The sequence below is a fragment of the Nosocomiicoccus ampullae genome, from assembly GCF_019357495.1.
In the GTDB taxonomy this organism is placed as follows: Bacteria; Bacillota; Bacilli; order Staphylococcales; family Salinicoccaceae; genus Nosocomiicoccus; species Nosocomiicoccus ampullae.
In genome coordinates, this window is the sequence record NZ_CP079110.1 from 118,327 (window position 1) to 138,268 (window position 19,942).

Sequence of the window (19,942 nt, forward strand, 5' to 3'; positions counted from 1 at the left end):
ACTCTATAGAAATGGATTTTTGTTGCTTATTGTGGAATTTTATATCTCTAAAATTTACAAAATCAAAAGCATTAAATCTTTGAGACATTTCTTATATAAAACCTTTATCTTTTTCATCAAATCGTTTTATTTTCATAATTATTATCTTTCTCTTTTAAAAAATAAAATAAAAATACAATTCCAAGTAAAATTTCTAGTATTGATAAGATTGGAGTTACAAATCTATTACCAAGGTATTGAATGATAATACCTGTAAGTAAAGCCCCTACTTGCATTGAAAGCATACTACATGTATTCCACAACCCAAATACTCTTCCTCTTAAATCAGGATTTACCTTTATTTGCATCACATTTCTTTCAAATGGTACTACAAATCCTCCTACAAAAGCGAATGCAATCATTATAAGAGACCCAGTAAACAAGTTATTTGTCAGACTAAACAGTGCCCAAGTTAATCCCATCAGTATATAGATATAACCATAGTTATGAACTTTCTTAAACATGATTTTATTATTCGCAATCCAGTAGCCGATAATTACAGAAGTTAATCCTTCTGCAATATATAATACACTAAGACCAAATGGAGGAACTTGATATACTTCATTCACCATTCTTTCAATCATTAAGTTGAAAGATCCAATGATCAGCCCACCCGTTAGCGCGAATAATAATACGTAAGAAACAAAGACATTATTTTTAGCTACTTGGAGACCAACTTTTATTTCTTTTACAAAATTTCGTTCCTTGCTAGAAATTTTTTTACGTTTAATATCTAAGTTCAACATAGCAAATCCAGCATATACAAATGAGATACTTGTTATTATCCAAAATATATTAAGACTAAAAAATGAAACAACTAAACCACCTGTGGCAGCACCAATTAGTCGTATAAAGCTAGTTAGTGTAAAATTTAAAGAGTTCGCAGTAACCAAATCTTCATCTGGCATCATTTCCGGAATAATCGTTTGTCTCACAATAGTTGTAACTGATTGTAATAATCCAACAACAAATCGAATTACAAAGAATAAAATCCAAGCAGTCCATCCTTCAAAGAATGGTACAAGAATAAACAATAAATAAAATGGAACTTTTAAAAACTCACTGATAAACAATACTTTTTTAGTATCGTAGCGATCAATAATACCGCCGAGCAAGAAACTCATAAAGATTGGGAATAATCCACTTACTGCCCAAAGGACGCCAAGCTGAAGCCCACTAGAGGTAATATTACCAATCAGAACGAGCATTGCAATGAATGCACCCCACTGTGTTAATCCTGTAATCATAGTTGTGATTAAAAGTTTCCTATAATTTTTATTTTTTGTAATTAGTTTAAATACCTCATTTTTGCCCATATTTTTATCCATCTTTCATTAAAATTTTTAAAAATATTTTATTATAATTATCAAAAAAGTTTCTATCTTTCTTAGTTAATTCATCTATGTTTATTAAGGTATTTATTTTTATAAAGTTAACTAAACTATATCCATAACTATACCCTAACCAAAGTGGTATATTTTCTTTTTTATTTCCATGCATAATTGAATATATTCTACTTCTATCATTTATGTATGGATTCTTTAATATTTCTATAAAGCTATTAAATTCTTGGCGTTGATGCATAAATGCCCAAGGATTAACATATTCTTTACCTAAGATTTCCTCTACATAATTTTCAGCTAATCCTTCGTTTATAATATAATCTAATAAAAGTGAGTTTAAATATAAAAGCGCTATCATTTTCAATCTACTATTTCATATATCACAAGTCAATAATGATGAATATCTAGTGAATTAATAATATCTCGAAATATTAACAAATTAAAAATACTTTCAAATATTTATTCATAGTTCTCAACTTTTCCTATTACATTCACCGCTATGAAATCGTAAGTATCTTACTTAAAAATTCAAAATAATGAATGTTATTATCAAGTTTATAAAACGACCGTTTTACACACAAAATAGTACTTACGATAAAAAGGCGTGTCATTATTGACGGTAAATTGCATATATCTTAAGTGTTATTTTGCATAACTAACTTTAAAAGCCCAGCTGTCTTCGTGAAAAGATTAGCTGGGCTTCTTAACTAGAGTGCAAATTATCGCTTAAATCAGTGCAAAATAACATCGAAAGTGACATGCAGTCAAATCAATACATAATATATGTATGTTTAGGGCCTACTTAAATCAAACTATTTTTACGTCACAATTCGTCAAAATATAATAATTTAAAAATAATTAAGAGTAGATTTATTCTAAAAATTTGACCTGGAAATCATTGTATTCTATATTTAAGTAAACGCTTAAATGTTAGGGGGGGAGGTATTTGAAAGATGCGTTTAAAGCGATGGCAGACCCTACAAGAAGGGAAATATTAATGTTGTTAAAAGAAGGGGAGATGACTGTTTCCGAAATAGCAGATCATTTCGATGTTAGTATGGCGAGTATATCTCAACACTTAAAAATATTGACAAACGCGAATTTAGTAAGATTTCGAAAAGACGGAAAATATATATATTATCAGTTACATGCTTCTATAGTTGAAGATTTAATACATTGGCTAATAAAACTAAGCAACTAATGAAAGAAGGAGATATTTTATGACTAATATAGTCAAACAAACAAAGTATTCTTTAATAATGATTGGAGTAACTATTATCACTTGGGGTTTTGCGCTTCCTTTTTTACCAGACCATATCCCCATGCAATTCACATACTCCGGAGAAGAGAGATGGGGGACTAATAAATATCTGGCAGGATTATTTTTCGTTTCGCTGATGTTAATAGTTTATTTATTAGGGATTCTTAAACCTAAAATAGATCCAGAGAGAGCAGCTTATTCAGTTTTTAAAAATTTTTATTTTATAAGTATATTTTTAACAGAAGTATTAATATATATTGTGAGTGTATTATTGGCATTAAATGCAATGGGATATGATATAAATATCCAGATTATTATTGTTTGTTCAATAGGTTTTATATTTTTGTTTGTCGGAAACTACTTGCCTAAAATTCCAACAAACTGGTTTGTTGGAATAAGAAATCCATGGACCATTACCAATGATGATGTTTGGATAAAGATCCATAGGAATACAGGAAAATTATATATGATAATAGGATTAGTATTTTTGGTGATGGGGATGTTGAATGTTATCAATCGTCCTCTAATAGTGATTACAATTATTATATGTGTCCTATATCCGCATATACATTCGTTTGTAATGTTTAGAAAAAAATAATAATTAAAAATATTTAAATAAATGTTCCATCCATATCAAAAATAATTGCTGGCTAGCTTCATATTGATGGTCTAATCTACATTGATCACATTAAAGAATGACCAGTGGAAGCAAAATAATATAAGTAAGAAATTCTGTATCTTTAAAATTCAAAACATGAGAATGTAGAATTAAATGACTGGTCTCCCTATATTCCAATAAACGACCGTTATAATGACTATTTAATTTTTCTAAAAATAGTTTATTTTTAGTCGATTTAAAAGTTCATTTATCTGTTTTATTTATCTATGTCCATTTATTAAAATTAATATGAATTTATGTACTTTTTAGCACTGATTTAAATGCATTTTAAAATTAAAAGATGGAGTTTCTTCCATTATTCAATGAGAAACACACTTGTACAATATAGCAAAGCACTTGATGAAAAAATCAATAGATAAACCTATATCTTATAAAATTATCTGTAACACTTTATGAGTAATAAACTACCGGCCAGCATAAATTTTAATACCTAATTAATACCCTTGTTGAAAGAGTACTAAATTATATGATGTTAATAATCGATAGACACATACGATTGGATGATATAATAGAGTCAATAAGATGCATGATTGCGAGGTTTAAATATGACTGATAGAGATGGATATATTGAATTTTTGCAAACTGAGGCTGAAGGACAGCTTATAGATAGAAAGAGAGCGTCTATAAATCCTAAAGATGTAGCTCAACACATTAGTGCATTTGCAAATGCTGAAGGTGGAAAACTTGTAATTGGCATTGAAGATAATGGTGAGATTTCAGGATTTAATCATACAAAAGCAAAAAAGAAAGAACTATATATTGAAGCACCCTTCGAATATTTGTATAGAATACCTAAATATAAACATGAAGTAATAGAAGTGAAGAAACTCGATGGAACTATGGATGAAATTCTTGTTTTCAACATTGAACCTAGTTATGATGCCATTATCACCTTAAAAGATGACTCAGTATATTTAAGAATTAATGATAAAAGTAGAAAATTGACGCACAACCAAATTACAAATTTAGAATATGATCGTGGTTCACGCCGTTTTGAAGAAGAACTGGTTGAGCATTCTAGTATCGAAGATGTAGATAAAATGCTAATTAGAGAATTTAAACAATTACTTAATACAAATGTAGATGATGAAAAATTATTAAAAGCTAGAGGGTTTATGCGTGAAGGAAAATTGACAGTTGCCGGTTTGTTGCTGTTTAGTAACAATATTAGTGTCTATTTACCTAGTGCTAGAATCCGTTTTATGAGATATGAAGGTAATAAAGAAGAATCTGGAACAAGACTTAATGTGGTAAAAGATATTACATTTGATAAAGCTTTACCGATAGCAATTAGGGAAGCAAGAGTTTTTATCAATACACAACTACGAGAATACACTTTCTTAGGAAAAGAAGGAAAGTTTATAACCTTACCAGAATATCCTGAATTTGCTTGGTTTGAAGGAATGATAAATGCGATTGTACATCGTAGATATGATAACCAAGGTGATCATATAAGAATAAAAATGTTTGACGACAGACTAGAAATTAGTAGCCCAGGCGCATTACCTGCTTCTGTTACTTTAGAAAATATTAAAGAAGAACGATATTCAAGGAATCCAAAATTAGCCGCGGCATTAACTCAATATAAATGGGTGAGAGAATCAAATGAAGGTGTTGGTCGTATTTTTGACGAAATGAAGGAATATTTTCTAGATGACCCCGTTTATTCAGAACCTAATAACAGTTCGGTACAATTAACTTTGAAGAATAACATTGTGGCTAGAAAAGAAAGAGAAATGAGTCGAGTGAGTAATATAATAACACCTGAATTATTTGAAAGTTTAAATGAGCAACAAGAATTAATTGTGAGACATTTGTATAATGAGGGAGAATTAACAGCATCTAAAATTGCAAGTATTATTCAAAGATCTGCTCCTACGGCTAGAAAAAGATTGAAAGAATTGGAAGAAATGAATATTGTATCGACACATGGATCAAGTAAAAATGATCCGAAGAGAACATATTATTTAATCGGTTTTGAGTAAAGTGGAAAACTTTCGAGTAATTCAAAAGTTAAACACTAAAAAACAATAAGAATCTAGTGATATCAAGGCATTTGTGAGCTTTCGAGTAAATATAGGAATTTTCGAGTAACTCAAAAGAAATTACAAAAAATAGGGTAGAACCGATGGAATCAAAGAGTTTACGAGCTTTCGAGTAAAGTGAAAAACTTTCGAGTACTATTATTTTAATTATAGAATGCTTAAATTTTGAATAGGCAATCTATTTTGATAGCAATAGAAAGAAATAATAAGACGCTACAAGATTATTTAATGGCCAGCATTTTTGAACGTATGAAACTAGGTCTTAAGAAAGCAAATATAAATATAAAGTTTAAAAGCACTTCTCGAGAAATCGAGAAGTGCTTTTTTAGTATTATTTATATTTAACGGTCTGGTATTATTTCATCTAGAAACTCGCCGTATTTTCCTTCATTATTTTTAGTTAATAAATGACTGTAATTATCTAAGATAGTAATATGGGTTTTCCATCCGTTTGTTCTATAAAATTCTTCTCCTTCTTTACTTGCTGTTAAAGCGTCAAAAGGATGTTCTTTGCTCTCGCCTGTATCATGTTCTCCGACAATCCAATAAATAGGGAAGTCGCCTCTTATAATATTCTTTTTTGGGATACGCTCACTTATATTTTCAACTTTTGGAGAACCGCCGCCTCCAAAAAGAACAGCGCCTCCTTTTTTAATATCTATGTCTTTAAGCTTTTCAATTAGCCAATAAGATGTAATTTCGGCACCACCTGAAAAGCCGCCGATCCAAAGATAATCATTATTCGGAAGAGATTGAATTAAATCAATAAGATAATATGAATTAAGATCGCCTTCTTCCCACCATGTATTATATTGTGTTGAAGGTGTTTTAGGAACGACTAGAGTTAAGTTTTTATCTTTTGCAACTTGTTTAATTCCTTTTGGTCCTTCTAAATATTCTTTTGACTCTGGATTCTCGTATTCAAAAGCACCGTCACCATGTAGCCACAGGAGTATGCCCTTAGAATTATTTGTCGGATAAATGATATATTCGCCCTGCCTTCCATTAGACGAAGTAAATGTTTTGGTAGAAGGACTATTTATTTTATAAACAAAAAATATAAGTAACAGTGTTGCTATAATGACAATTAATGTCCACTTTAATTTAATATCCAATTTTAGATCCCCTTAATAAATTGTCTACTTAAATTTACATCATTGTGAATTTTTATCATAGTATATATAATCAAACTTAATTATAACGAATATTATTTCATAAGAAGAGAAGGGGTTCATCATGAATAAAGTAAGTGAAGAATATTGGAATGATTATTGGAAAAATCAAGAAAAGCCTAAATCGGTGAGTGCATGGCAATTTGGGGATGATCCTGACACTCTTGCACAGTTAGTGGTAGATGGTATTAAGACAGCAACTTGTTCAGCATATATTTTATATGAATTTGAAAATGCACCTTTACCAACTACAGAGGATTACAGCATTATTTTGAACAGTGAAAATGAGCCCGTAGCAATTATCAAGACAGTTGAAGTGACTATAACCCCAATGAATGCGGTCAGCGAAGAATTTGCGATTGCAGAAGGTGAAGGGGATAGAACTTATCAATATTGGTGGGATGAGCATGAAAAATTCTTTAAAAAAGAGCTCGGTGCTATTGGCCATGAGTTTTCAGAAGACATGCTGCTTGTTTGTGAACGATTCGAATTGATTGATATAAGGAAATAAATATAATTCTTTTGATTAGTACTCTGATTTATAAAATTAAATATACAAGGATATACATTTATAAAGCTTAATCAAGCACTTTCCATTTTAGGAGAGTGCTTTTTTATTTCCAAATTTTATTTTTAAATTTCATATACGTTTTATAAATGGATTGTATTATAAGTTTGTAAATGTTCGAAGGAGGTTTGTGATGTTAAGAAATGCGTTTTTGTATGTTTCAAGGAAGATGAGACGAACGATGATTTTATTTTTAATTTTAGTGGTCGTTCTCTCTTGTTTATATTCTTGTTTTAATTTTTTATATACGACAAATCAATTGAAGTCGTCTCTTGAGGAGTCGTCTCGTTCTTCTCTTGTAGTATCGAAAAAAGACGGCGGGGATTTTTTAAGTACTGAGTTTGATTCTATTGATGGTGATTATGAGATTACTTCTAAATATAAAGGACTTGCTAAACCTAAAGGGTTAAAGGTGATTGAAGGTGCTCAGACGGTGATGCGAGAGGATTTACCGAGTGAGTTTAGAAAAGTTGTCGCTTTTGAAGCGGTTGAAGATGTGAAACGTCATGAATTGTTTCAAAGTGGTGCGTTTACTATTGAAGCGGGTGAAAACCTAAATGAGAGTGATGAGGATGGCATTTTAATTCATGAAGCTCTCGCGAAAGAAAACAACTTAAAAGTGAATGATGAAATTCAGTTAGAGATGTTTGAAACAAATAGTGAAAAGGCGCATAAGCCATATACATTTAAAATTAAAGGAATTTTCTCTGGTAAAAAGCAAGAACAATATACAGGGTTAACATCTGACTTTAGTGAAAACATGGTATTTATGAATTATACATCGAGTCAGCGTGCGCTTGGTCTAGATGATGACCATATAGTAAATGAAATAGAAATATTCACAAAAGATCCAGCGGAGTTAAAGGAAACACTAGAAGCGTCGAGTGTATTAAGTTCAGAGTTTTATTTTGATGAAAAAAACGATCCGTTTAAAGACGTCATTGAATCTTACGGAAGTATCAATGACATGATTAAGTTCATGGCGTATTCGATATTAGTCGGCGGAATTTTAGTGTTATCACTTGTACTTACGTTCTTTATAAGAGAACGAATTTACGAGATTGCGATTTTACTATCAATTGGTGTCAGTAAGTTTAAGATTATTATGCAGTTTTTAGTAGAACTTTTAATTGTATCTATACCGGCACTCGTGCTGTCGTTTATCTTTAGCTATTTTATAATTGGAAAAATAATTGAAAAACAGTTAATACAGAGTGAACTTCAAATAGAAATGACATATCAGTTATCTACACTATTCATGAGTTACGGTCTACTCGTGATCATTATTATAGTATCAGTAACCATCGCTTCTTTAGTGATTGTCGTTAAAACACCAAAAGAACTACTATCAAAAATGAGTTAGGAGAATATTATGAGCATTTTAGAAATAAAAAACATATCGTATCAATATAAAAGCAGTAAAGGTAAAGTGTTATCGAATGTTAATGAAACATTTAAAAAAGGTAAATTTTACGCAATTGTTGGGAGATCTGGATCTGGTAAGTCGACGTTACTTTCACTCCTTGCAGGGTTAGATGAACCGACAAGTGGCCAAATATTATTTGACAGTAAAGATATTAAAAATGCTGGCTACACAAAGCATAGAAAAGATCATATATCGTTAGTATTTCAAAATTATAATTTAATCGATTATTTATCTCCACTAGAAAATATTCGTTTAGTAAAGAAAGAAGCGTCATCAGACATACTATTAGCGCTAGGTCTTAGTCCAAATGAAGTGAAAAGAAACGTTTTAAAACTTTCAGGCGGACAACAACAACGTGTAGCGATTGCGCGTGCATTAGTATCGAAAGCTCCGATTATATTAGCAGATGAACCCACTGGAAACTTAGATGACAATACAGCAGCGGATATTATCGAAGTACTGAAAGAACTCGCAATTGAAAGAGATAAGTGTGTCATCGTTGTCACACATAGTGCGTCAGTCGCAAAAGCAGCAGATGTCGTATTAGAACTGAAACAAAAAACGCTGAAACGTGTCGATAGGGAGGCAGTAAAATGATAAAAAATGCCTTTCATTACGTGACGAGAAAGAAATTAAAAAGCTTAATTATAATGAGTGTCATTTTAATTATGACAACACTTTCGCTCATCGGTTTATCAATAAAAAACGCAACAGAAAAAGCATCTGAAGAGACATTCGGAAATGTCATGAACAGTTTCATCATGGAAATTAATCGACAAGTAAATCCAGGTACGCCGAGAGGTGGCGGAAATATTAAAGGTGAAGATATTAATAAAATATCAGAAGTGAAAAGTATCGATCACTACGTTAAAAGAATTAACAGTGTCGCAGACTTAGCGGATTATGATATTATCGAAACGCCTGAAACAGCAGTCGATCCGTCGAGTGACCGTGCGAAGTATTTTAAGCGTACTGTTATGTTAACAGGGGTGAATGACTCTTCTAAAGAAACAAAATTTGTATCTGAAAGTTATCAGCTTGTTGAAGGAGAACACCTTAAAGATGGCGATACAAACAAAGTCCTACTTCATAAAGAACTCGCTGAAAAGAACAAGCTTAATGTTGGAGATACAATAACTATTAAATCAAACATCTATGATGCGGATAACGAAAAAGAGGCAGATGAAACGGTAGAAGCGGAAATCATCGGATTATTTGATGGAGATAATAATGGACCTGTAACGGCACCACAAGAATTATATCAAAATACGATTATTACTGACCTCAATACAGCGGCTAAAGTATATGGGAACACTGAAGATACAGCAGTATACCAAGACGCGACGTTTTTTGTTAAAGGAAATACAAGTTTAGAGTCCGTCATTAAAGATCTTGAAAAACTCGATATTAACTGGAGTATGTATAGTTTAGTTAAGAGTACATCGAACTTCCCAGCACTCGAACAATCAATTAAAAGTATTAGCAGCATTGCGAACACGTTATTTATCGGTTCACTTATATTTGCAGGTATAATTGTATCGTTACTATTATTCTTATGGATGAATGCCAGAAGAAAAGAAATTGCGATATTATTATCATTAGGGATTTCTAAAGGCAAGATATTAATGCAACTCGTATTTGAAGTAATTTTTATTGCGATACCTGCGTTTATTTTATCGCCAATTATCGCAAAATATACAGCTGAAATATTTGGTGAGAAGATCTTAAGTAAAGTATCTGACGATATTCAAAAACAAATCGAGTCACAGTCATCATCAAGTCAGTTAGGTGGCGGCGCAGAAGTCGATGGATTTAATAGAACGTTAACACATTTAGATGTTACTATATTACCTGAATCAATCGTTTACGTCGTAATCTTTATGTCTATCGTCTTACTCGTTTCAGTTATTATCGCATCAATTCGTATTCTTAAAAAGAATCCGAAAGAGTTACTGATAGACACGAAATAAGAAAATATAATTATAGGTAAGGAGAATATATGAAAATACTCATTGTTGAAGATGATCAAATAATTCGAGAAGGTATTATAGAGTATCTATCGGAGTTTGGTTATACAGTTATAGGCGCAGAAGACGGAGAAGCGGCGTTAAATCTATTTAATCGTGATATAAATCTCGTTATTTTAGACATTCAACTTCCTAAAATTAACGGATTAGAAGTGTTAAAAGAGATTAGAAAAAAGAGTACGTTACCAGTACTTATGCTCACTGCATTTAACGATGAAGCGTATAAAATAGATGCCTTTACACATTTTGCAGATGGCTATATAGAAAAACCATTCTCCTTACCTGTATTAAAAGTAAGAGTTGATGCGCTCATTAAAAAACATTATAACAACGTTGAAACGTTTAAATATCGTGATACTGAAGTGAATTTCACAAGTTACACAGCAACAGTGAACGGCGCGCTTGTCGACGTGAATCCGAAAGAATTAGAGATATTAAAGTATTTACTTATCAATGAAGGTAATGCCTTAACTCGGTCGCAAATATTAGACAACGTATGGAAAGATACTGACGACGCACCATATGACCGCGTGATTGATGTGTATATTAAAGAGTTAAGAAAGAAATTACAGCTCGACTGTATTCAGACGATACGTAATGTTGGTTATAGACTGGAGAGACAATAATCATATGAAGATATTCCCTAAGATGTTTATACAAATCTTTTCAGTCCTATTAGTGATTACGTTACTCATTCATCTATTTGTCTTTTTAATATTTCCAAAGCCATATTTAGAAAATAGAAAAGATGAAATTCATGCTAAAGCAGATGAAATATCTGCGAATTTAAATGGACAGTCACTCAATTACATAGAAGAATCATTAAATTTTTACTCTAAAAATAGTGAAGTGAAAGTGTCTTTAAACAAGCAAAATAATAAAAACGCAGTACCTATTAACGAAGATATTGGAATCGATCCAACGAGTAATTCTAACTCTTTAATTATTGAAGAGCGAACAATCACTTTAAATAGTGGAGAGGATATCGACGTACAGTTCATGTCGACAACAGACATGCAAAAAGACGCAAGAGATTTAAGTTTTAAATTTCTGCCGTATTCTTTACTATTATCGTTACTTGTTTCAGTCATCATTGCACTCGTTTACGCTAAATTTATTAAAAATAATATAGAAGAAATAAAATCAGTCACTGACGACATGATGATGCTCGATAAAAATGCATCATTAACCGTTACATCTAACGATGAAATTGGAGATTTAAAGTCGCAAATTAACGAGTTATACTTTACGTTATTAGAATCTATTGACGATCTTGAAATTAAAAATAAAGAAATTTTAAAGTTAGAAGCGTTAAAGTATGATTTTTACAGAGGCGCATCTCACGAGTTAAAAACACCACTTGCAAGTCTAAAAATTATACTTGAAAACATGCAATATAATATTGGAAAATATAAAGATAGAGATAAGTATATTAAGAACTGTATAGAAATTACAGACGAACTTTCACAAAATATATCACAAATTTTATCATTATCATCTATTGATCATTTAAAAGAAGATGAAGCGGATATTACAATAAACGACGTATTACAAGACATTATAGAAAAATACCGTGTCATATCAAAGCAAAAAAACATCACGATTCACAATAAATTATTAGATGAAAAAATATATATCGGAGATCAAGCGTTAAAAATTATTCTGTCAAACTTAATGAGCAACGCGGTCAAATATACGGATGATTACGGAGAAATTAATATCGGTGTCGATAATGATTGGTTTTACATCGAAAATACTTATGAAAAAATAGAAGAATTAGACACTGCTGAGATATTTGATGTGAAATTTGATTTAAACAAACAAACGAGTAACGGTCTCGGATTATATATCGTCAGTAGTCTTTTAGATAATTACAATAAGCAATATAGAATTCAAAAGAATAATAAAAGATTTATTTTTAAAATTTATATTAATAGATAATAGTATGAAATCATTCCTAAAATAAATTTAGGAGTGATTTTTTTATGATTTAAATGAAAATATTTTCGTAATGAAAACGCTATCTTTAACATGGATTTTTAGATATACTATAAATATAAAATGTCAGAAAGGGAGATGGACTTATGATTACATTTATAGTAAGTATTATTCTATTAATCATTGGGTACTTTACATATGGTAAATACGTTGAACGCGTGTTTATGCCTAAAGATCGTCCGACACCTGCATATACGCATAGTGACGGTGTGGATTATGTACCAATGAATACAAGAAAGAATTCTCTCATACAGTTACTAAATATTGCAGGAGTAGGTCCTATTTTCGGACCAATTATGGGAGCGCTTTACGGACCGGTAGCATTCATTTGGATTGTACTTGGTGCAATATTTGCTGGAGGTGTGCATGACTATTTAACAGGTATGATTTCTATTCGTAACCGTGGTGCGCATTTACCAGAACTTGCAGGTAAATTTTTAGGGAATACCATGAAACACGTGGTGAACGCATTTTCAATATTATTATTAGTACTCGTTGGTACAGTATTTGTATCTGCACCTGCAGATTTACTTTATAACTTAATGGATGGAAAAATTGCGTTAACAATTATTTTAGTATTTATCTTTGCGTACTATATTTTAGCGACGTTATTACCGATTGATAAAATCATCGGTCGTTTCTACCCAATTTTCGGTTTATTACTCGTTATTAGTGCGATTGGTATTGGTGGAGGATTAATTATAAAAGGGGCACCAATTCCAGAGATTACACTACAAAATTTACATCCAGAAAATCTTCCGATTTTCCCGTTACTATTTTTAACGATTTCGTGTGGTGCATTATCTGGATTCCATGCAACACAATCACCAATTATCTCTCGTACGACTGAAAAAGAGGGGCAAGGTCGTAAAATTTTCTACGGCATGATGATTGCTGAAGGTATTATCGCTATGATTTGGGCAGCGGCTGGTATGAGCTTATTCTCAGGTGAAAATTTAAATGAACTACTCGCTACAGGAGGACCGGCAGTTGTTGTAAGTGAGGTTGCAACAACAATGCTAGGCGCAGTTGGAGGGACACTCGCAATTTTAGGAGTTATTATTTTACCAATCACATCTGGAGACACTGCATTCCGAGGTGCCCGTATGATTATTGCAGACTATTTTAAAATTGGACAATCTAAAGTGAGTAAACGTTTAATGATCGCGTTACCTATGTTTATTATTTCAATTGCATTAACGCAAATTGACTTTAATATTTTATGGCGCTACTTCTCATGGGCAAACCAATCAACAGCAGTAATTGCATTATACGTTGGAGCAATGTATTTATTTATCAGTAAGAAAAACTACTGGATTTCACTCATTCCAGGAATATTTATGTTAATGGCAACAACGACTTACATTTTAAACGCAAAAATTGGGTTTAACTTGCCGATGAACATTTCGTACATTGGTGCAGCAATAATAACCGTGATTCTAACAGCAGCATTTTTCGTTGCAGCAAAACGAGCAAGAGAAGAAGAAATTCCATTAGAAGAGGATATATCAAATTATAAAAGAGCATATCCAGCAACTGAATTATAATTTTCAGATTATTTTAAAAAATCTGTTGATTTTATTTTCTAGTGTGTGCTATAGTTATTCACAACAATAAATTAAAGCTGTTGATGAGGAAAGTAGAAATAATGAATACAGTACAGAGAGTCTTTGGTTGGTGAGAAAGGACACGTTGAAGTTATTTTGAAAATGGCCTCTAAAGTATTAATTCGAGCGTATGTTAGAGTTAATCGGTTGCCTCCGTTATAAGGGCAGGGTATAAGTTTTGCACTGTACTTGTCGAGGTGTATTTCGCGAGAAATACATAAATAAAGGTGGTAACACGTATATAACGTCCTTTGAATTTGGTAATTCAAAGGGCGTTTTTTTATTTCAATAGCTTTTAAAGTGGGGCGATGATAATCGAAGTTGACATGATGGTGAAGGTTATTCGTTACTAAGGTTTTTCGTAAAAAATTAGAGGGGATGTTTTTATATGACACAAGGACCATTTAAAGCAGATCACGTTGGGAGTTTACTCCGTCCAGAAAGAATTCATAAAGCACGAGAAGATTTTAATAATGGCGATATTTCTAAAGATGAGTTATTTAAAATTGAAACAGAAGAAATTGAAAAAGTTGTCGACAAACAAATTGAAGTTGGTTTAAAAGCTGTGACTGACGGTGAGTTTCGTAGACGCTTTTGGCACACAGACTTTTTAGAACAACTCAATGGTGTGGAAGGGTATCAACCAGAAGAGGGGTATCAATTCGTCGGTGAAGAAACAGAAGCCTGGAATATTCGAAACAACGGTAAAATTTCATTTAATAAAGACCATCCACATGTAGAAGAATTTAAATTGTTTAAGAAAATAGTAAACGGCCGTGCAGTCGCAAAACAAACGATACCAAGTCCAAACCAATTATTTAACGAGGGTATTCGTGATAAGTCTATCTACCCAGACATTAAAGATTATGCAGACGATATTATTAAAACTTATCAAGATGCAGTCAAAGCATTTTACGATGCAGGATGTCGATATTTACAATTTGATGATGTGTACATTGCAGGACTGAATGCAGAAGATTACTTATGGGGAGACACAGAGTTAAGTCGAGAAGAAGCCATTGATTTAGCTTTATATGTAGTGAACTCTATTTTAGAAGCAAAACCAGACGATTTAGTCATTACAACACATCTATGCCGCGGGAACTACCGCTCGAAATATGCATTTGAAGGTAGTTATGCAAAAATAGCACCGACGTTATTTGCAAAAGAAAAAGTCAATGGGTTCTTCTTAGAATATGACGATGACAGATCCGGAGACTTTAAACCACTGGATTATATTCCAAATGACGGACCAAAAGTTGTGCTTGGTTTATTTACATCTAAACATGGTGAACTTGAAGACAAAGAAACAATAAAAGAAAGAATTGAAGAAGCGCGTCAGTTTATACCAAAATCACAAATTTGCTTATCCCCGCAATGCGGTTTCGCATCAACGCACCATGGTAATTTACTTACTGAAGAAGAGCAGTGGAACAAACTTCGTTACATTGTAGAGCTAGCAGAAGAACTACTTGTCGAGGAAGAATAATTAGAAAAATTAAAAAAAGATGTTTAAGAAAAATTTAAACGGGCATATTTTAATTAACAACACACGATAGGCATATAATCTTAACAATTAAAATAATGATTACCATCAAGGTAAACATAGGAGGAAGATTATAATGAGTTTTGTACAAGGAAGTTATAATTCATCAGAAGAAGCATTAGAAGCAGTTAAAGGGTTAAAAGCAGAAGGTTACAGAGAAGACCAAATTAGATTAGTAGCAAACGAATCAACACGTGATACATTTGTAAATAATTCAGGTGTAGACGTTACTTCAGCAGAAGGATCAAATGGTGTAAACCATGAAGACGAGTCATTCTGGGACAAAATTGTAAATGCATTTACAGTTGAAGATGACTATGAACACCGTGTTGGACAAGACGGCGATGTGTTAGCAGATTACCGTTCAGATATTGATGCAGGTAAAGTTCTTGTTGTAGTAGATGGTGAACGTGGAAATGTTTCAGAGGCTAACGCAGTAGACGGCGCAGCACCAGTTGGTGGTGCTTATGAAGGTAGAGACGTAAATGACCGTAGCCGCGTAGCAGAAGCTGACACACAAAATGTAGAATTAAAAGAAGAACAACTCGACGCTAATAAACGTGAAGTTGAAAGTGGTCAAGTTAACGTTTCTAAAAATGTAGTTGAAGACAGAGAGTCAATTGACGTTCCAGTTGAACATGACGAAGTTGTAATTGAACGTCATAAAGTTGAAGACGGTAGAGAAGCTAAAGATGGTGACTTCAAAGATGAAGACTACTCAATTCCATTAACAGAAGAAGAAGTGGATGTCAATAAAAAATCAGTAGTCACTGAAGAAGTAGAAGTAGGTAAACGTCGTGTTACAGATACTGAACACTTTGAGGACAACGTTAGACGTGAAGAACTCGACGTTCAAACGGATGGTAATGTTAATGTAGAAAAAGATCAAGATAGATTTAATAGATAAATCAAATAAAAACTTTTAAATAGTAAGTGATTAGACTGTAGATTAAATCTACAGTCTTTTTTATTAATGTTATTTTTCAACAGACTTTGGGTAAATGTTCTTTATCAGCTAAAAGGAGTGAATATTGTGGGAGAAACTATTATTAAGAAGAGCAACAAAAAAGTAATTATGTTAACGTTACTTGCTGTCGTATTCATTGTTGTAGGCGGAATTATAATGTATAAAGGAATCAACGATGGAAGTATACTACTTACTGTGATTGGTGGAATATGTGGAGGGGTATTCATAGGCTTTTTAATTGGAGCGCTTAAGATGTCCCGTTCTGGAGATACTTTACTAATTCTTAATGACAAAGGATTCTATGATTATTCATCATTAATAGCAACAAAAGATCAGTTAATTGAATGGAGCGAAGTTCGTGACATACAATACGCTGAAATGAGTGGACAACAATTTGTGAATGTTCAATTAAAACACCCAGAAGAGACTTTACGTCATCAATCTGACTTTGCTAAGAAAATGGCAAAAGCAAACGAAAATTTAGGATTTTCCGGCATTAACGTGAATGCAGGTATCGCAGTCGGTTACGATGGTACTGAATTAACCAATCTCATGAATGATTACTTTAAACAATACGAGAAAAAAGATGTATAACAGTTAGAGAGTCTTACACTACAAAGTAGTTTAAGACTTTTTTTATTAAGGGTGAATAATTGACTTGAAATTTCTAAACGTGATATTATATAAAACGTAATAATTACGATTTAGGAGAATTTTAATGAAAAGAATACCAGTAACAATACTTAGTGGATACCTTGGTGCAGGTAAGACAACGTTAATGAACCACATATTAAACAATACAGAAGGACTAAAAGTTGCGGTCCTTGTAAACGATATGAGTGAAATTAATATCGATGCAGACTTAATTGCGAACGGTAGTAGTTTAAGTCGTACAGATGAAAAATTCGTAGAATTATCTAACGGATGTATTTGTTGTACATTACGTGAAGACTTACTTGTAGAAATCGAGAAACTTTCTAAACAAGATATCGACTACATATTAATTGAATCTACAGGAATCAGTGAACCAGTACCAGTCGCACAAACATTCTCATACGTCGATGAATCACTTGGCATCGACTTAACAAAAACAACATATATCGACACGATGGTCACAGTTGTAGATGCATATCGATTCTGGAATGACTATAATTCAGGAGAAACCCTACTTGATCGTCAAGAAGGAATGAGTGAAGTCGATGAACGTGAAGTCAGTGATTTACTCATTGACCAAATCGAATTCTGTGACATTATTATTTTAAATAAAACAGATTTAGTATCTGAAGATGAGTTATCGCAATTAAAACGAACAATTCGTACGTTACAACCTGAAGCAGAAATTATCGAAACAGTAAATGCAGAAGTACCACTTGAAAAAGTATTAAACACCGGACGTTTTGACTATGAAAAAGCAGCATCATCCGCAGGTTGGTTAAGAGAACTTGAAATGGGACATGAAAACCATATACCAGAAACAGAAGAATACGGTATCTCAAGTTTTGTATATAAAAGAACATTACCATTCAACGCAAAACGTTTTGATGATTTCTTACAAGAAATGCCAGAAAATATCGTTCGTGCAAAAGGACTTGCGTGGCTCGCATCAAGAAATGACTTTGCAATCATGGTTTCACAAGCAGGAAGAAGTGTTGGAATCGAACCCGTTAGTTACTGGGTGGCGGCAATGCCAACAGAAACACGCCGACAAATTTTAGCAGAAAATAGAGAAATGGCACAAACATGGGATCCAGAATATGGAGATAGAAGAAACGAACTTGTCTTCATCGGAATCGACTTAGACAAAGAAGCAATTACAAAACAACTCGATGAATGCTTAGTAAACGAAGAAGAAATCGAACAAGACTGGAATACGTTAGAAGATCCGTACCCATGGCAAATTAGTTAAACAATCGCTCCATCACCAACTTTGGTGGTGGAGTTTTTTGCTTTAAATTCTAATTTTTATAACATTTGGTATAATAATATTAGAGAAAGAAGTATATAGGGGGCGTTATTATGAGTAAAGATTTAACAGACAGACTAAAAGTAAGAAGCCTACTACGAGAGTTAGAAGACATCCTTTTTAACATTGCTGTCGAAGAAGCGGATAACTTTTTTATAAAAGAAAGTGAGCTTGAGACAGAGTTATTTAACGAAGGAACTTCACACGGAGAAGACGAGTTAGAAATCGTTGTTGCACTTAAAAAAGAAAAAGTGGAATACAAGCTAGAGATTGAAGCGGAATATCCATCAGAAAAACTTGGCGTCGATGTGTACAAAAAAGGTACAGATGAACTGTCATTTGTAAAAGTAAACGAACTACCAGAACAACTGAAATCATCAGATGAATTTAGAGAAAAATTAAATGAATTATCAAAACACGTTAAAAACCTCGGTGGCGAAGAATTTGGAGAATTGTTTGAAGAATAATTAAAACCCTCAGTATTCAAGAAAATGAATGCTGAGGGTTTTTACTAATGTTTATTTGGTGAGTTTGAAGAATACTCTTCGTAATTATCATAGTAGACTATCATATTCACAAGCTCATTTACACGCTCGTCGTCTTTATAGTTTTCATATAATTCATCTATAAAGTATTCATTTCCGTGTTCTAGTACTGTTTCCCACTGTTGAATGGCTTGTGTACCAAAAAGAATTACTCTATCGTTAGTAATACCAATAATTGCATTAGCATTATTATTTTCTGGTTGAATAGAATACATATCTAAATTATATGGAGGATTATCAGAAAACCAAGAATCCATATCTGTTTTAATTAAACTGACCTCGTGCACTTCTTTTTGCTGATCACCTTCATAAGGATCACTTGGATTATCGTATTTAGTATATTCGTGATTAAGGAAATCTTCTCCAGTTGGTACAATATAATGACCATAATCATTTGGAGTTTGATCAAATAAAGTCATCGCAATAATTTGTTCTTTAGTTAGTTCTTCTTTCTTTATTAAAGGCTCAGTTTCTTTTTCTTTACTACCTTCTACATCTTTATTTTTATTTGAAGAAGTATTTTTTTCATCAGTGGATGTACTTTTTGATTCACTTTTCTCAGCTTCATTGTCCACTGATTTTCTTTCGACATTATTACTCACATCTATTTCTTCGTCATTGTTATTATTACACGCGCTTAAAATCAGTATTGAACTAAATGTTAAAAATAGAAGTTTTTTCATAAAATGACCGCCTCACATTAATTTTGTTAATTTTTATGTTCATTAATTATAATATATCAGATTTCACATTTAG

19 protein-coding genes and 1 other annotated feature are annotated in these 19,942 nt (G+C 32.3%); of the genes, 15 read left to right on the plus strand and 4 right to left on the minus strand.

The genetic code is table 11. The features are described 5' to 3' along the window. Window positions 1-116: 116 nt before the first annotated feature. Both KPF49_RS00645 and KPF49_RS00650 read right to left on the minus strand, forming a co-directional pair. Window positions 117-1,355 carry an MFS transporter gene (locus KPF49_RS00645; protein WP_246562750.1) on the minus strand — a complete coding sequence of 413 codons (1,239 nt, stop codon included), beginning with the start codon at window positions 1,353-1,355 and terminating at the stop codon, window positions 117-119. 4 nt (window positions 1,356-1,359) lie between these two features. Beyond that, window positions 1,360-1,740 (minus strand): DUF2268 domain-containing putative Zn-dependent protease, encoded by a 381-nt coding sequence (locus tag KPF49_RS00650; RefSeq protein WP_183673030.1) that lies wholly within the window; start codon window positions 1,738-1,740, stop codon window positions 1,360-1,362. Window positions 1,741-2,328: 588 nt separating this feature from the next. Here KPF49_RS00650 and KPF49_RS00655 point away from each other — a divergent pair. The 3 genes from KPF49_RS00655 (at window position 2,329) to KPF49_RS00665 (ending at window position 5,307) form a co-directional block, all read left to right on the plus strand. Further along, window positions 2,329-2,583: an autorepressor SdpR family transcription factor gene (locus KPF49_RS00655; protein ID WP_124010217.1), complete on the plus strand. Its 255-nt coding sequence runs from the start codon at window positions 2,329-2,331 to the stop codon at window positions 2,581-2,583. 19 nt (window positions 2,584-2,602) lie between these two features. Next, window positions 2,603-3,241 (plus strand): SdpI family protein, encoded by a 639-nt coding sequence (locus KPF49_RS00660; RefSeq protein ID WP_183673032.1) that lies wholly within the window; start codon window positions 2,603-2,605, stop codon window positions 3,239-3,241. 626 nt (window positions 3,242-3,867) lie between these two features. Continuing rightward, complete coding sequence (locus KPF49_RS00665; RefSeq protein WP_183673034.1) at window positions 3,868-5,307, plus strand: ATP-binding protein; 1,440 nt, start codon at window positions 3,868-3,870, stop codon at window positions 5,305-5,307. Between the two features lie 401 nt (window positions 5,308-5,708). Here the strand turns inward: KPF49_RS00665 and KPF49_RS00670 are convergent, their stop codons facing one another. Beyond that, window positions 5,709-6,482 (minus strand): hypothetical protein, encoded by a 774-nt coding sequence (locus KPF49_RS00670; RefSeq protein WP_246562752.1) that lies wholly within the window; start codon window positions 6,480-6,482, stop codon window positions 5,709-5,711. Between the two features lie 121 nt (window positions 6,483-6,603). Between KPF49_RS00670 and KPF49_RS00675 the strand changes: the two genes are divergently transcribed. The 12 genes from KPF49_RS00675 (at window position 6,604) to KPF49_RS00730 (ending at window position 19,108) form a co-directional block, all read left to right on the plus strand. Beyond that, window positions 6,604-7,050: an ASCH domain-containing protein gene (locus KPF49_RS00675; RefSeq protein ID WP_183673036.1), complete on the plus strand. Its 447-nt coding sequence runs from the start codon at window positions 6,604-6,606 to the stop codon at window positions 7,048-7,050. Window positions 7,051-7,240: 190 nt separating this feature from the next. Next, window positions 7,241-8,470, plus strand: a complete 1,230-nt coding sequence (locus KPF49_RS00680) for an ABC transporter permease (RefSeq protein WP_183673038.1) — start codon at window positions 7,241-7,243, stop codon at window positions 8,468-8,470. Between the two features lie 9 nt (window positions 8,471-8,479). Then, window positions 8,480-9,130: an ABC transporter ATP-binding protein gene (locus KPF49_RS00685; RefSeq protein ID WP_183673040.1), complete on the plus strand. Its 651-nt coding sequence runs from the start codon at window positions 8,480-8,482 to the stop codon at window positions 9,128-9,130. Then, window positions 9,127-10,503, plus strand: coding sequence for an ABC transporter permease (locus KPF49_RS00690; protein ID WP_183673042.1), 1,377 nt, complete (start codon window positions 9,127-9,129; stop codon window positions 10,501-10,503). Before KPF49_RS00685 ends, KPF49_RS00690 begins: the two co-directional genes overlap by 4 nt. 29 nt (window positions 10,504-10,532) lie before the next feature. Beyond that, a complete protein-coding gene (locus tag KPF49_RS00695) occupies window positions 10,533-11,186 on the plus strand; it encodes a response regulator transcription factor (protein WP_183673044.1) in 654 nt (217 codons plus the stop codon). Next, entirely contained in the window at window positions 11,158-12,501 is a 1,344-nt protein-coding gene (locus KPF49_RS00700) for a sensor histidine kinase (RefSeq protein ID WP_446430490.1), read from the plus strand. The genes KPF49_RS00695 and KPF49_RS00700 overlap by 29 nt, the downstream gene beginning before the upstream one ends. Window positions 12,502-12,644: 143 nt before the next feature. After that, window positions 12,645-14,105, plus strand: a complete 1,461-nt coding sequence (locus KPF49_RS00705; protein WP_183673046.1) for a carbon starvation CstA family protein — start codon at window positions 12,645-12,647, stop codon at window positions 14,103-14,105. 71 nt (window positions 14,106-14,176) lie between these two features. After that, window positions 14,177-14,420 (plus strand) — a binding site (T-box leader). A 133-nt stretch (window positions 14,421-14,553) separates the two neighbouring features. Beyond that, the gene (locus tag KPF49_RS00710; protein WP_183673049.1) at window positions 14,554-15,654 is read left to right on the plus strand and encodes a 5-methyltetrahydropteroyltriglutamate--homocysteine S-methyltransferase; all 1,101 of its coding nucleotides are present in this window, start codon (window positions 14,554-14,556) and stop codon (window positions 15,652-15,654) included. 133 nt (window positions 15,655-15,787) lie between these two features. After that, window positions 15,788-16,618 (plus strand): DUF2382 domain-containing protein, encoded by an 831-nt coding sequence (locus KPF49_RS00715; protein ID WP_183673051.1) that lies wholly within the window; start codon window positions 15,788-15,790, stop codon window positions 16,616-16,618. Between the two features lie 126 nt (window positions 16,619-16,744). After that, window positions 16,745-17,272 carry an STM3941 family protein gene (locus KPF49_RS00720; protein WP_183673053.1) on the plus strand — a complete coding sequence of 176 codons (528 nt, stop codon included), beginning with the start codon at window positions 16,745-16,747 and terminating at the stop codon, window positions 17,270-17,272. A 124-nt stretch (window positions 17,273-17,396) separates the two neighbouring features. After that, entirely contained in the window at window positions 17,397-18,584 is a 1,188-nt protein-coding gene (locus tag KPF49_RS00725) for a GTP-binding protein (RefSeq protein WP_183673055.1), read from the plus strand. A gap of 110 nt (window positions 18,585-18,694) precedes the next feature. Continuing rightward, on the plus strand, window positions 18,695-19,108 hold the full coding sequence (locus KPF49_RS00730; protein ID WP_183673057.1) for a hypothetical protein: 414 nt from the start codon (window positions 18,695-18,697) through the stop codon (window positions 19,106-19,108). Window positions 19,109-19,152: 44 nt separating this feature from the next. Here KPF49_RS00730 and KPF49_RS00735 read toward each other — a convergent pair whose 3' ends face one another. After that, window positions 19,153-19,869: a hypothetical protein gene (locus KPF49_RS00735; RefSeq protein ID WP_183673059.1), complete on the minus strand. Its 717-nt coding sequence runs from the start codon at window positions 19,867-19,869 to the stop codon at window positions 19,153-19,155. Window positions 19,870-19,942 lie beyond the last annotated feature (73 nt).